General features: G+C 61.3%; 18 protein-coding genes. 5 read left to right on the top strand and 13 right to left on the bottom strand.

The features are described 5' to 3' along the window. The first annotated feature begins 41 nt into the window (after nt 1-41). The 3 genes from HUG12_RS15570 to HUG12_RS15560 all read left to right on the top strand — a co-directional run bounded on the left by HUG12_RS15570 (nt 42) and on the right by HUG12_RS15560 (nt 4,123). The gene (locus tag HUG12_RS15570; RefSeq protein WP_179269658.1) at nt 42-683 is read left to right on the top strand and encodes a hypothetical protein; all 642 of its coding nucleotides are present in this window, start codon (nt 42-44) and stop codon (nt 681-683) included. A 269-nt stretch (nt 684-952) separates the two neighbouring features. Next, a complete protein-coding gene (locus HUG12_RS15565; RefSeq protein WP_179270665.1) occupies nt 953-3,505 on the top strand; it encodes a DUF7827 domain-containing protein in 2,553 nt (850 codons plus the stop codon). A gap of 321 nt (nt 3,506-3,826) precedes the next feature. Beyond that, nucleotides 3,827-4,123 carry a hypothetical protein gene (locus HUG12_RS15560; protein WP_179269657.1) on the top strand — a complete coding sequence of 99 codons (297 nt, stop codon included), beginning with the start codon at nt 3,827-3,829 and terminating at the stop codon, nt 4,121-4,123. A 670-nt stretch (nt 4,124-4,793) separates the two neighbouring features. Here HUG12_RS15560 and HUG12_RS15555 read toward each other — a convergent pair. Continuing rightward, entirely contained in the window at nt 4,794-4,982 is a 189-nt protein-coding gene (locus HUG12_RS15555) for a hypothetical protein (RefSeq protein ID WP_179269656.1), read from the bottom strand. A 506-nt stretch (nt 4,983-5,488) separates the two neighbouring features. Further along, on the bottom strand, nt 5,489-5,623 hold the full coding sequence (locus HUG12_RS21910) for a hypothetical protein (protein WP_281362306.1): 135 nt from the start codon (nt 5,621-5,623) through the stop codon (nt 5,489-5,491). Between the two features lie 145 nt (nt 5,624-5,768). Between HUG12_RS21910 and HUG12_RS15550 the strand changes: the two genes are divergently transcribed. After that, nucleotides 5,769-6,434: a cysteine hydrolase family protein gene (locus HUG12_RS15550; protein WP_179269655.1), complete on the top strand. Its 666-nt coding sequence runs from the start codon at nt 5,769-5,771 to the stop codon at nt 6,432-6,434. An 84-nt stretch (nt 6,435-6,518) separates the two neighbouring features. On the opposite strand, the gene HUG12_RS15545 is transcribed toward HUG12_RS15550, so the two are convergent. The 4 genes from HUG12_RS15545 to HUG12_RS15530 form a co-directional block, all read right to left on the bottom strand. Beyond that, nucleotides 6,519-7,205 (bottom strand): P-loop NTPase family protein, encoded by a 687-nt coding sequence (locus HUG12_RS15545; RefSeq protein ID WP_179269654.1) that lies wholly within the window; start codon nt 7,203-7,205, stop codon nt 6,519-6,521. Continuing rightward, a complete protein-coding gene (locus HUG12_RS15540) occupies nt 7,195-7,428 on the bottom strand; it encodes a hypothetical protein (protein WP_179269653.1) in 234 nt (77 codons plus the stop codon). The genes HUG12_RS15545 and HUG12_RS15540 overlap by 11 nt, the downstream gene beginning before the upstream one ends. After that, nucleotides 7,421-7,696, bottom strand: coding sequence for a hypothetical protein (locus HUG12_RS15535; protein ID WP_179269652.1), 276 nt, complete (start codon nt 7,694-7,696; stop codon nt 7,421-7,423). Before HUG12_RS15535 ends, HUG12_RS15540 begins: the two co-directional genes overlap by 8 nt. A 284-nt stretch (nt 7,697-7,980) precedes the next feature. Beyond that, entirely contained in the window at nt 7,981-8,187 is a 207-nt protein-coding gene (locus HUG12_RS15530) for a hypothetical protein (RefSeq protein ID WP_179269651.1), read from the bottom strand. A 429-nt stretch (nt 8,188-8,616) separates the two neighbouring features. On the opposite strand from HUG12_RS15530, the gene HUG12_RS15525 reads away from it, so the two are divergent. Then, nucleotides 8,617-8,802 carry a hypothetical protein gene (locus tag HUG12_RS15525; RefSeq protein WP_179269650.1) on the top strand — a complete coding sequence of 62 codons (186 nt, stop codon included), beginning with the start codon at nt 8,617-8,619 and terminating at the stop codon, nt 8,800-8,802. Between the two features lie 66 nt (nt 8,803-8,868). Here the strand turns inward: HUG12_RS15525 and HUG12_RS15520 are convergent, their stop codons facing one another. The 7 genes from HUG12_RS15520 to HUG12_RS15490 all read right to left on the bottom strand — a co-directional run bounded on the left by HUG12_RS15520 (nt 8,869) and on the right by HUG12_RS15490 (nt 11,825). Next, nucleotides 8,869-9,534 carry a tyrosine-type recombinase/integrase gene (locus HUG12_RS15520; protein ID WP_179269649.1) on the bottom strand — a complete coding sequence of 222 codons (666 nt, stop codon included), beginning with the start codon at nt 9,532-9,534 and terminating at the stop codon, nt 8,869-8,871. Between the two features lie 79 nt (nt 9,535-9,613). After that, entirely contained in the window at nt 9,614-9,766 is a 153-nt protein-coding gene (locus HUG12_RS15515) for a hypothetical protein (RefSeq protein ID WP_179269648.1), read from the bottom strand. Nucleotides 9,767-9,813: 47 nt separating this feature from the next. Beyond that, a complete protein-coding gene (locus HUG12_RS15510; RefSeq protein ID WP_179269647.1) occupies nt 9,814-9,972 on the bottom strand; it encodes a hypothetical protein in 159 nt (52 codons plus the stop codon). A 139-nt stretch (nt 9,973-10,111) separates the two neighbouring features. Further along, a complete protein-coding gene (locus HUG12_RS15505) occupies nt 10,112-10,444 on the bottom strand; it encodes a DUF5789 family protein (protein WP_179269646.1) in 333 nt (110 codons plus the stop codon). 119 nt (nt 10,445-10,563) lie between these two features. Beyond that, nucleotides 10,564-10,989 carry a hypothetical protein gene (locus HUG12_RS15500; RefSeq protein WP_179269645.1) on the bottom strand — a complete coding sequence of 142 codons (426 nt, stop codon included), beginning with the start codon at nt 10,987-10,989 and terminating at the stop codon, nt 10,564-10,566. Continuing rightward, on the bottom strand, nt 10,982-11,587 hold the full coding sequence (locus HUG12_RS15495) for a DnaJ domain-containing protein (RefSeq protein ID WP_179269644.1): 606 nt from the start codon (nt 11,585-11,587) through the stop codon (nt 10,982-10,984). Before HUG12_RS15495 ends, HUG12_RS15500 begins: the two co-directional genes overlap by 8 nt. Beyond that, on the bottom strand, nt 11,580-11,825 hold the full coding sequence (locus HUG12_RS15490) for a helix-turn-helix domain-containing protein (RefSeq protein ID WP_179270664.1): 246 nt from the start codon (nt 11,823-11,825) through the stop codon (nt 11,580-11,582). The genes HUG12_RS15495 and HUG12_RS15490 overlap by 8 nt, the downstream gene beginning before the upstream one ends. Nucleotides 11,826-11,888 lie beyond the last annotated feature (63 nt).

The raw sequence follows: 11,888 nt of genomic DNA, 5'->3' as shown, positions 1-11,888 counted from the left end.
AGTTCTTATTCGTACGTGTCCTCCACTCACGACAATTGACAATGACGCGCCAGTTCGAACAACTCAAAGAACGCCCGCGGATGGATATCAACATTGGGCGGTTGAACAACAAGGAACGGCAGCTGCTTCGGAAAATCGACGTTCGGGGGACCCAGGGCCTCACACAAAGCAATCTTACAGGGCCGTTCAACGACGTCTATTACCTCGAAGGGGACGAACAAGCGGCTGCAGCGGTGTTCGTCGAGGAGAACAGTACCCTGCTCGACGCGGTCGACTTTTCGAAACGGAACATCCTCCAGACCAGCCTGGATCGGCCTGTCTATGACTGGATCCTCCACGAACTCGGTGAGCGCGTGCTTGAGAAGTACGAAACGGTCGTCCACGAAACTCGCTCGGACGGGTCAGTATGGATTATCGACCAACAGAGATTCGAGAATCACGCTGACCGCCGATATGCGAAGAACAATCTCGGTACCGCATTCGTCCCAGCGGACGTGTCCCTCAAGGACGTGTTTGCGGAGGGAGGACCGGTCATTACCGAGGCCGACCTCAAGGAAACCGACCTCGAGGGAGACGTGCGGCAGGTGCTCGACTTCTTCCGCCAGAATCCCGACTTCCCCTGTCAGCCCGTCTCCGTGGACGGGATGCTAGCTGTCAGGAAATCGGAGTCAGCCGCCGGCTAATGCTCCCATTACTCGATGGAACTGCGAGCGTATGGCCATCTTATCGGGCCAGACCTGAAGTGACCGATTCGGCCGGAATACGGCGTCTGACGCCGCGTGTCTAGCGTTCACACCCCCCTACTTCACCAGAAAGCATATACCGGAGGTCTGTCTTGTCTCTGCTACCCCTACCCGACGGTGACTCACGCAAGTATCCCAGACCGAGTCCGCCTCGCGGGCGATCGGAGGCACGGGCGAACGTAAACGTCGCCAACCGAAACCAGACAATCATGACAAACACAACCAACAAGATCCGCGCGCTGTTCCTGACAGCGCTCATGGTCTTCAGCGTCTTCGCTGGGTCCGTGGCGTTCGCAGGATCGGCTGCTGCGGCGGCCGGTAATGGCCAAATCGATATGGATCAGCGATCGATCGATATCGGTGAGGATGGGGACGACTCTCAAACGTTCTCATTCGACTATACTGTAGAATCAGGCGATGAAACGGTTACAATCGATGTGAGTGAGACGCTCAACAATGATGTCGAGATCACCGATGCAAGCTTCTCTGGTGGCCCTGTCGAGGGTGGCTCCCACGAGGTTGACAACGGTGAGATCACTGCCGACGTTACTGGCAGTGCAGGTGACACAGGTACGGTCACCGTCACGCTCTCTCTCGACACGACTGACGCGAGCACCGACAGCCGCGTCACCCACGTCATCTCCGACTCGGAGTCTGGCGAGGAAGTCGAAGTCGAGTACAAGCTCTTCGAGGAAACCGACAACCCGATCACGGATGGAACCGCGACGACCGAGACCATCCAAGTTGGTGAATCCGTCACCCTCGTGACGTCAGGTGAAGAGGAGCGTATCGAGATTTTCCGTGTCGACGACACGGACGATTTCACCCCTGTAGACACGCTGCACACGGCTCCGGGCGACCGGATCACCTACGACACCAGCGACCTCGAAGCTGGTGAGGACTACAAGGTCGCCTTTGCTGGCGAGTCGGCATCCGGTGCTGACATCACGCTCCAGACGCGGGACCTCGGTCTCTCGGCCGAGCTCGTCGACTCCACAGTCCAGACTGACGAGCCAATCGAAGTCTCCGCCGAGTCGAACGACCCGCAGGGCGCCTACACGGCAGTGCTCCTCGACTCCGACGGTGACGAAGTCGACGGCACTGAAGTCACCGGCACCTTCACCGGGAGCGGTGACGCGGACATCTCGATTCCCGCGCCCGAAACCACGGGCAACTACACGGTCGAAGTGACGCACGACGACACCGGCGTCTCGGTCGAGACCGACGAGGTCCAGGTCGAGGAAGCGGGTGACGAAGACATCGCAGTCGCGAACGACTCGGTCACCGACCAGCAGGGTGACATCGCTGCGATCACCGTGGAACTGACGGAAACCGACCAGGGTACCGTCGTCATCGGTAACTACGAGGACGACAGCTACCAGGCGAACATCTCCGTCGAGGATGGTGACGACGACGGCGAAGTGACCGTCCTGTTCAACACCTACCTCGCCGGTATGTCCACCGGTAGCGACTACTCGGCATCCGACGTCGTCTCCGCGGAAGGTGACGACGACACTGCCACGCTCGAGAACTTCGACAGCGAACAGCAGAATCTGGACGACCTGCTCGACTCGGGCGAGTATGACATCTCGGTCAGCACCTCGCCGATTACCGAGGGTGACGCGAGCACCGCGCTCAGCAACGAGGACGACCTCAGTACGCTCATCCTCGAGGAGCGCTCGACCGACGAGATGAACCTCTGGCGCGCGTCCAGCGACACCATCGAGGAGATCCAGGACGAGGACGCCGAGGATCAGGTCAGCGCCGTCGATGACGCCGTCTCCAACGACGGCCTCACCGAGACTGACATGGTCGCTGGCTCCGACGACGGAGCCGACCAGCTCGTCTTCCAGGTCTCCGCCTCCGGGCTCGAGGGCCTCCTTGACGCCACGGGTGCAGACTCTGCAAGCGAGCAGCTCACAACCGCAACCGATAACGGCAACGTCACGCTGAGCATCGAGCAGACCGAAGCGAGCACTGGAAACAACCAGGATCCCAAGGAGATCGACGTGACCTCCGACTCGCTGTCGGTCGTCTCCGACAGTGACGAGAACGTCTACTACATCGTCTTCGACTCGTCCTCAACCGACCAGTTCGAGGACGGTGACGCGTTCGAGGCTGTGCTATCCATCGGGGACGCTCGCCTGCTCGAACTTGACGAGGACGATGACGACGTCGAGAACGGTCTCTCGACGGACTCGTCTCAGAACGAATCGGTGAACGCGACGTTCGACTACGAGGCTGCTGAGGGCTCGTTCGACGACCCGACCAACGTGACGGCGTCCGAGAACGTGTCCATCGAGGGCGAGACGAACATCGCCCCCGGCAGCGAGGTCAACGTGCGCATCCGCTCGGGTGACAACACCGAGCCGCGGTTCATCGAGACGATCACCGCGACTGTGCAGGCTGACGGCACGCTCGAGGCCACTGGCTTCGATCTCAGCGACAACGCTGCCGGCGACACCTTCACGGTGACCGGCACCGGCACGTTCGCTGCCTTCGAAGAGGCCGACGGCAACATCGTCGAGTCGGTCGGCACGTCCACGCCGGGCACGGACGACGGCACGACGGACGACGGCACGCCGACGGACGACGGCACGCCGACGGACGACGGCACGCCGACCGACACCGCCACGCCTGACGAAGGCGACGGCAACGGTGGCGACGACACGCCGACCGAGACGACCACGCCCGGCTTCACGGCCGTGCTGGCTCTCATCGCGCTGATCGGCGCCGCGCTCGTCGCGGTCCGTCGCGACTAAGCCCAACCACGACTGACCGGCGGAACCGGTCACCGCTCCGCTTCACGGCGGAACTGCGGACCCATTCTTTCGACGCGCTTCACCGGCGAGCGACAGTCGTCCTGTCCCGCTGGCAGCGTCTCGTCTCTCGTACGTCACGACGGGACGGTGCAGGATACAAGATGGCAGGGGTCGGCGTCCCCGTCTACTGGACATCGTCGATCAGTGGTAAGAAGTGCCGAAATATCCACTAATACGCCCAAGCAGTGACCTCTTCCTTGCGGGCACCCGATTGACTGTTGGACTGCCCGAATCGGGCCTTCTCTCTCGAGGCCTATTTCAATGCCGCTGCGTAATCTCCTCTGGAGTTCGGATACTCTTCCAGCAACCTCGTCGAACCTACTCGACCCGACGGCGATCGTCGACCGCGCAGGGCTGGGCTCAAGGCAGAGCTGGTACGAGTACCGCGAGGAGCTCCTGGACTCGGGCCTGATCGTCGAGGACGGCCACGCGGGGAACAGCCCGCTCTACCGGGTGGCGACGTCCGACGAGGAGGGCGACCCGCGCGGGGAGTGGCTGCGCGATCTCGAGGACTACACCGGTGCCGTCTACCGCGACGGTGAGCGCCCCTCACGGTAGTGACTCCTTCTCGACTTCAGGTCTACACGCCTGCTGTTCATTAGTCGAAGTGCTCGATTTCGTCGATGTGGTCGGCGAGGATGCTCCGGTAGTGCATCTTGGCGTCGATGGTCAACTCTGACGGTCCGGGAGCTGGTAGCTGTACAAGCACTACGCAGTTACGAAGACGAGCCCGACACCGACGACGAAGAACAGCGAAACCGCACCGAGTGCGACCAGCCACGGGATGGCGATCGGGAGCGCGGGGTATCTGAACATAGGTATCGCCGTCAAGGCGCGAGGATAAAACCTCGTGATACACTATCGAGGATCCTCGCTCAGGGAGCGACCCAACGACCAGCCGGGGTGACTCAAGCCCCGGTCGGGCGTCAGGGCGCGGGCCATCCCACGCCCAACTGAGATTACCTCTCGATCTGCACGAACCTCCGGGTGAAATGCCGCACCCGCTTTTCTGTGTGACCATCTCACTGCTGCGGCCACTGGATGCCGGTCTGGCTGCCACTGCTGTCGATTAGCCGGCACGAGCAGGCCATCCGTCGGATCTCCTGCCCATCTGTTAGAAGTGCTGATTCGGCCTTAAGAGAAACGCTGGGGGTGATTCACACTCCCTGCCACTGCTGGTCGTCCCTCGGGCGAGTACGTCGTCGGAACGGGCGTGGAGTGGCGACGCTCACCGACTGGCGCCGTCGGCCCACGCGAAGACAACTATCAGCCCGACGATCGCCGCGGAGACGAGGAGAACGGACTGGAACTCGCCGAGGGCGTCGCGGACGTGGGGACCGACCACCGTCACAGCTGCGGCCACACCGACGACCAGAGCACTACCGATGGCAGCGATGGTCAGAGGGCTTCGTGACATGGTGGGAACAGATACCGCGGGGCGGTAAGTGTGTTCCTTCAGCGGCTGGCGTCAGCCTGACACCCGGCGTTACCAGTTGTCCGCAGGCCTACCGAGTTCGGCCAGTGCCCGATCCCGTAAAGCCCATCGGCTGGAACTAATCCACGCTCGTCAACACGAAATCGAGGGGTGCAGGACACCACTTTTCCCGAGAGTCTGACGCGACACAAATGATACAGGATGTTGAAGAGAACAGGCCAGCCAGAGGCGAGGGCAGGCCGGAATGACCGGGGAGTCACTAACGACCTGCCCACTCAATCGGGTGATACTTCTCGTAATTAAGAAAAACGGTATGACAAGTAACGTTGTTTGATATTATGAATTCATCCTGTGGCCGCGTCACACCCCTACTGAGCACCCGATTGGTTACCGGGCTGCTCAGGGCGGCCAGCACGCACCTGGTGTGTATCCGCGCCATAGTCAGGCCGCCCTTACACACCGTCGTCTGAGTACTGTTTTTCCGAGTCTCACCCCCACGCCCCTAATTCGGGTTCGTCGTACAGCGATGGCGCCTCCCAGACGTTCTCCTCCTCGCCGAGTTGAGAAGCCTCGGCGGGCCAGAACCAGCGTTCCGCGACACAGCCTGCGCCGTTCCGAAGCACCCCCCGACCGATGGCCTCGGCCGTGATCACTGTTCGACCATTAAGCAGTTACAAAGACACGCACGTTCGGGAGCTGTTACTAAAGAGATCCCCTACTCTGCCGCATCCCAAGAGGTCTTCCCGCAGTTACGACGACTCATACTGTATGGGTCTGGAAGATGTGAGTGCGGACCTGAGTCTCGATTCGGACTCGACGGCGGTCATCGTCGTCGACATGGAGAACGACTTCGTCGAGGAGGGCGCCCCGCTCGAAACGGAGGGTAGACAGTTCGTGGACAAGATGGCGACGTTCCTCGACGAGTGTCGAGACACCGGCATGGAGGTCGTCTATACCACCCATGCACACCGAGAATCTGGGTGCGACATGGGCACCATGGCCGACATCTGGCCACCCATCGCAAATCAAGATGGACTCGTCGACGGGACGCGAGGCATCGAAATCTACGATGAGGTCCGACCGAAGGAGGACGAACTCGTCATCAAGAAACACCGATACAGTGGTTTCTACGGAACGGACCTCGATACGATCCTCCGGAACGCCGGCATCGAGACGGTCATCATCACGGGTGTCACGACGGAGAACTGCTGTGCGATGACCGCGCGGGAGGCGCAGTTCCGCGATTACGACGTCGTCTTCCTCGCGGATCTCACCGGCACGTTCGACTACCCGGACCAGGGATTCGGATCGCGCGATGCCCAGGAAATCCACGAGACCGTCTGTACGATCATGGGAACGAGCGTCGGGACACTCGCTACCTCCGAGGACGTGGTTGACGCACTGGAGAGCCGCACCGTCTCGGCAGACGACTAAGTCGATCTGATAGAGTAATAGTCAGGGAAACGGCGATCGTTCTCAATCGTCTTTTGCGTCGGACATCATTCTTCCCGTTGCCGTTCATCCCCACGCCCCTAATCCGGGCTCCTCGTACAGCCCCGGCGCCTCATAGACGTCCTCGCCGTCGCCCAATACACCGAGCAAACGGACCCAGTAGGGGATCGTCGTCTGGAAGTACCCCTCGCGCCAGAATACCTCCGTCTCGAAGTCCTCGCCCACATAGACAATACCCTCGGTCGTCTCGCGACTCCGGAGCTCCCGATCGGCGTGCTCGCGAACGACGTCCGTGAACGCGTCCTCCTCCGAGATGGTCACCAACACGGGCACCGAGCACGCCTCCGCCAGCCTCTCAAGGAGTTCCATCACGGAGGCGAACAACCGCTCGGCGGTCGTCCGCTGCACCTCGTCGTCGCGGTAGTAGTAGGGCGCGTTCGAGACGACGACCAACTCGGTCCGCTGGGACGTCCGCCGAATGGTCTCGCGAACCAGCGACCCGTGCTGGTAGGCGGTGAACGCCCGCCCGACCTGGAGGTGTTCGAGAACATGGTCGCCGGGCGTGAGTTCGTAGAGCGACTGCGTCGCGAACGCGTTGCCGCTGTCCACCCACCAGCCCTGGCGCGTCTGTCCGTCGACGAGATGCGAGACGACGAGCTGCTGGAGCGCAGCCGAGCGCCGACGAGGCGTCTCGAGGAGCGTCACGCCCGGTTCGAGGTCGGGGATCGTCTCGGGGAGCCGGTTACCAGTCATCGGCGGGCTCCCAGCGGTCGAATGTATCCCGGAGGTTCGCCATGTCGGCGTGGATCGCGCCAAAGACGTCCTCGGCGACCTCGACGAACATCGACATCGACTCGTCGGTGATCTCCACCTCGGCTGTGCCCTCGGCACCGATGAGACGGACGGCCTTCACGTCCTCTGCGTGGTGGTGAATCTCGACATCCTCGAGTTTCCCGATCTCGGCCGCCTCAAGCATCGGCCACCTCCGGAGTCGTGTCTACATCGTCGAGGCGTGCCTGGAGCGCGGCGATCTCCTCCTGCTGGCGGACGCACACACTCACCAGGAGTGGCGTCGCGAAGTCGGCCGTGTTTTGGTAGCCGGCGGCCATCGACAGTTCGTTCGCCATGACGAGCAGTTCGTCGAAGTACTCGCGACGTGGGGCGCGGAGTGCTTGCCGGAAGGACTGCCAGTCGTCTTCCCAGGCGTTCAGGCGGTCGCGGTACGTTGGATTGGTCTTGCCCATAGACGGGGTAGTTACCACGTGGCGACTAAGTGGTGAGCCGGAGGCCCGCGGTGAAAGTATTGGATTCGGTGAAAGTAGATACTGGTCGATCTAATGAGGTACTTGATGGCAAATGGGGCGCACGGGGTGGTAGAGCGCCCCAGTAGGGATGGCAGTGGCGACACCATTGTTCGTCGGTGGCTACCAGTCGATAGTGACCAGCGACAGCTATCGCGATCGGAAGACCGCCACTGCGTCCGTGACGACGTCGACCGTCCCCGCGGGGAGCCGAAGCTTGCCTCTGGTCATGCTACCCGATAGCGCCCGTTCTCCTCGACGAGCGTGCCCTGTTCTACGGCGTGGTTCAGTGCGGTGTTCGCTTCGGGGAGCGACAGTCCGGCCCCCGTCGCGATCTGGAGAATGGTGTGGCTGGCCGCGGTATCCGGCTGCTTCTCGGTAGTGTTCATCTCGACAATGCGGACGATTTGTTGAGACGCGTCGGTAATGTTCATACGGTCTTATTGGTCTCTGTCGTGAAGAGCACACCCCACGGAAGTGGCTGGGCGCCCAAGACGTCATGTTGGCCGCTCATGTCACCTTGATTTCCAGAGGAGCGGATATGGGCTATGTGAGCAGGTTCCACCCGAAACGTGTCGTACACGCGTCTGACGTGCGAAAGACGTCGGTGAGGTCCTCGGTGGAGCCATCCGAGTTTACTACGCCAATTTCGTCCATGGGGCAGCTCTCCCGTCAGCGACAGGAAAAGGTGCGCCTCACCCGCGTGGTGAAAGTGTATGATTCGGTGAAAGTAGAACCGTACAAGGCGGTCGAGGAGCAGGCGGAGCAGTTGTTTAGTAAATAGATATAGATATCATGTAATCGTACACGAAACAGTGTCAACTATCCTGATTGCTTATTAGTTACCACGTACTGATTCGTTTATGGGATTCATCGGAGGTGCCGTCGGTACGATCGTGGGGTACGGGCTCGGATTCATACTGATATTCGGCGGGCTGTTCGCCATGGCTGGTAATGCGGCCCTGGGCGGGATCATGATCGTGCTTGGTCTCGTGCTCGTTCTGTGGGGCGAACGGTCGAGGCGGGCAGCGCTCTCCCCCGGTTTCTAAGTACGGCACCGGGAATTGGTCTGTCCGGGGCTGGGCTACACCGTTGAGAAGTGAACAGCGGCGGCGCTACGAGTGCGTCTCCCGAAGCGCCCGGGCCGTCTGCTCCCCTGACAGCCTGACGTACTTGTTCGCCACACTCAGGTCCGCCCAGCCCATGAAGCTCTGGAGTGCCGACGGCGGGAGCCCACGGCAGGCGTGAAACGTGCTCGCCGTGGCCCTCAGAGCATGCGGGTAGATGCCCGCGGAGTCCATCCCGGCCGCTTCAACGACGCGGTCCACCCGCCGGTTCACCGACACCCGACTCCGGCGGTAGCCACCGTCGTCGACCAGCTCCTCGAGACGCTCGGCCAGTGCCTCGTCGAAGTCGTACGGGATGGCGCGGACCGCGTGGTCGGTCTTGGGCTCCCACCGCTGCTCCATCGCGTCGAGGATGGTCTTGTCCTCATCGTGCTCGGCGGCCGAGGCCGCTTGCTTCGCGCAGTAGCCGCAGATCTCGCCGTGCTTCCCCTTGGTGCAGGGGTCGTGTCTGGGCACCTCGATCAGCGACCGCTCGGTGTTGAGCCACTCGGGCGTGAGATGGCACAACTCGCCGGCGCGCATCCCCAGCCTGCCGGCGGTGATGAGGATGAACTCACACTCCTCGCTGTAGGGGGAGGGCATGTCACGTGCCGCCTTCATGAGGCGGTCGAACTGGGCTTCCGAAATGGCGTCCTGATGGCTGTTGCGTGTCATCCTATTTCAGCCACGAACCATACCACGGGATGGAGCCGGATAGGCTTTCCCCGGGTGTGTTAAGGCGTGATGGACTGGATTACGCCTCTTCGAGTTCTAACTCGACGGCGAGGTCTTCGACCGCCTCGCGACAGTTGTCGAGGAGGTCGCGCGTGGCCTGTGAATACTCGTCTTCGTCGATCTGGTTGAGCTCGACCTGTGCGTTCCAGGCGTGGTCGCTTCCGGTGGGCATGGTCGCCTGTTCGGCCACCCTCTAATTAGTGCTGGGGGCAGAGCCACCTACGTCGAGGCGTGAATGTCGTCGCCTTTGACGGCGTCGGAGTATGGGACGACGGCGTTGCAGTTATTACAGAAGTAGTTCCCGTCGCCGGAGTATACTTCGTACATGCAGTCGGGGCAGTATCGATCCGTGTCAGCTTCGAGGCTGTCTTCATCCATGGCTGTCACACCACCGCCAGGATTGTGATTGTTTCGGCGCCGAACTCGTCGTGTGGATTCAGCAGAGAGGTAACCACAGACGGCGTTTATCTCAGCACGGGCGGTCCAATTTGCGAGATGAGTGTGTTGGACCGTTGTGCTATCGGCCTATGAGTTCCAGTAGCCGTCTGTGAACGTCCTCGGCTGAGTCATACATTTCATCATCAGTTGAAGCGAGCACGTCCTCCAGGGATTTCTTGCCGCCCTGAGTTTCAAGTTCATAATCGCCATAGGCCTCAACCAACTCATTTGTCGTGGCTGGATAGTCGTGCGATTTGAGCGCTTCATCAAGATCACCAAGCCCCTCACCAGAGTCGACGCGCATCGGCTCTTCTTCATCGGCGCGGGTACGTGCCTCCTCTTGCATCCGCTCTCGCTGGCGACGTTTTTGATCATCCGCTTGCTCATCTCGGCCCTGTTTATCATCTGCCATATATCATGGTAGGGGATTCAGGCGGATAACAGTAGGGCTGCCTATCGGAGATGTGGGTCGAACTTCCCCTCCCGACTGACCCAGATCTCGAAGCCACTCCCCAAGACCAGGAAAACGATTCAATCGCCTTCCTCCTGGAGATGCGGCACCCCGGCCTCTTTCAGTCGTTCCCTGTGCTCGTCTCGCCTATCGTTGCACTCCTCTTGCTGGTCCGCAATTCCTTCGATGAGGCCTTCACCGTCAGGGTCCGGTCCGAGTTCCAATACCCGGTCCTCACTAAGCGTGAAGTCCTCGAATGAGCCACGGTATCCGTGCTCTTCGTTGAACTCGTTGAACCACGAGTCATTGACGAACAGCACTTCGTCCTCGTGGACCGCCGAGGTGCACCGGCAACAGTAGAGGGTCCACGGGTCCGCGTGCATCCACGCGTTCTCGATGTACCAGACGGTTTGCGCTCCGCAATCGCGTTCGGCGTGGAACTTCTTCCAGCCGTTTTGGAACCGTCGTTGAGGAATGTCCCCCTCGTAGTCTGCACGGTCAGCCATCGAGAAGCGCCTCCTCGGCCTTCACGACGCGCTGGAACTCCTCGGTACTCCCGCCGCTGTCCGGGTGACGGTCGGCCTTCAGCCGCCGCGCAGCCGCCTTCACGACCGCCTCCTCCGCGTCCTCGGTGACGCCCAGGACTTCGTGGGGGTCGGGCGCCGGCTCGGCCACCACGACCGACTCAGCCTCATCGTCACCTGGCGGGAGGCGAGCGTTCGCGAACTCCGACTCCCCAGTCGCCACCGGGCGGGACTCCATCTTCCGCTTCTCGCGGACGTACAGTCCAACGGTCCGGACGTTGTCTCGGAGCCGCGAGTAGGCATCACAGCCGACCGCGTACTGCTTGCCATCCATCGTCCATCGGAGGACGAAACTTGGGTCGTCCGGGTTCGCTCGGGCGTAGGGACGGCTGTCCGTTTTCCGCGCTTCGGCATCGAACGAGTAGCGGAAGTCGTCAACGCCAACGCGCTCCAGCTCCGCCTCGAGGTCGTCGAACGCGCGGGCGAGGGTAACGTCGAAGTTGCGGTTCCGGGAGCGCTCCTGAGGCGATCGGTGCTCAAAGTTCGGCGGCCAGTCAACAGCCGAGGCAGTCTCAGACATTGTCGGCCTCCCGCGGATCCTCGACGAATTTGAATTCCCGAGTCCCCTCGTGGATGACTTCGACGAAGCCGGCAACTTCCAGGATTTCGAGTCGGTTGTACACGGAGTTCCGGGAAAACCCCGTCTCGTCGACGAGCCTCCCCTTGGTCGCGATCCCCCACGGCTCGTCACCGCCGCGCCCCTCCTGGAGGACGTCCAAGATGGCGCGATCGGTCCGAGTCAGGTCGTCGGCGTCCATCTCTTCCGGTGCTTGTGCAGGCGGCATGGGCAAAAGTACCATTCATGCGCACTTAGCCCTTAT

It is taken from the genome of Halorarum salinum, assembly GCF_013402875.1.
Classification (GTDB): Archaea; Halobacteriota; Halobacteria; order Halobacteriales; family Haloferacaceae; genus Halorarum; species Halorarum salinum.
The sequence above is the reverse complement of the archived record's forward strand: the minus strand, read 5'-3'. Positions and strand labels throughout refer to the sequence as shown.

Coding starts and splice junctions, on each gene's coding strand:
- HUG12_RS15565 (WP_179270665.1), top strand. CDS start 953: ATGACAAACACAACCAACAAGATCCGCGCGCTGTTCCTGACAGCGCTC.
- HUG12_RS15520 (WP_179269649.1), bottom strand. CDS start 9,534: ATGACACGCAACAGCCATCAGGACGCCATTTCGGAAGCCCAGTTCGAC.
- HUG12_RS15500 (WP_179269645.1), bottom strand. CDS start 10,989: ATGGCTGACCGTGCAGACTACGAGGGGGACATTCCTCAACGACGGTTC.
- HUG12_RS15560 (WP_179269657.1), top strand. CDS start 3,827: ATGCCGCTGCGTAATCTCCTCTGGAGTTCGGATACTCTTCCAGCAACC.
- HUG12_RS15555 (WP_179269656.1), bottom strand. CDS start 4,982: ATGTCACGAAGCCCTCTGACCATCGCTGCCATCGGTAGTGCTCTGGTC.
- HUG12_RS15515 (WP_179269648.1), bottom strand. CDS start 9,766: ATGCCCACCGGAAGCGACCACGCCTGGAACGCACAGGTCGAGCTCAAC.
- HUG12_RS15530 (WP_179269651.1), bottom strand. CDS start 8,187: ATGAACATTACCGACGCGTCTCAACAAATCGTCCGCATTGTCGAGATG.
- HUG12_RS15495 (WP_179269644.1), bottom strand. CDS start 11,587: ATGTCTGAGACTGCCTCGGCTGTTGACTGGCCGCCGAACTTTGAGCAC.
- HUG12_RS15525 (WP_179269650.1), top strand. CDS start 8,617: ATGGGATTCATCGGAGGTGCCGTCGGTACGATCGTGGGGTACGGGCTC.
- HUG12_RS15545 (WP_179269654.1), bottom strand. CDS start 7,205: ATGACTGGTAACCGGCTCCCCGAGACGATCCCCGACCTCGAACCGGGC.
- HUG12_RS15510 (WP_179269647.1), bottom strand. CDS start 9,972: ATGGATGAAGACAGCCTCGAAGCTGACACGGATCGATACTGCCCCGAC.
- HUG12_RS15535 (WP_179269652.1), bottom strand. CDS start 7,696: ATGGGCAAGACCAATCCAACGTACCGCGACCGCCTGAACGCCTGGGAA.
- HUG12_RS15570 (WP_179269658.1), top strand. CDS start 42: ATGACGCGCCAGTTCGAACAACTCAAAGAACGCCCGCGGATGGATATC.
- HUG12_RS15490 (WP_179270664.1), bottom strand. CDS start 11,825: ATGGACGCCGACGACCTGACTCGGACCGATCGCGCCATCTTGGACGTC.
- HUG12_RS15505 (WP_179269646.1), bottom strand. CDS start 10,444: ATGGCAGATGATAAACAGGGCCGAGATGAGCAAGCGGATGATCAAAAA.
- HUG12_RS15550 (WP_179269655.1), top strand. CDS start 5,769: ATGGGTCTGGAAGATGTGAGTGCGGACCTGAGTCTCGATTCGGACTCG.
- HUG12_RS15540 (WP_179269653.1), bottom strand. CDS start 7,428: ATGCTTGAGGCGGCCGAGATCGGGAAACTCGAGGATGTCGAGATTCAC.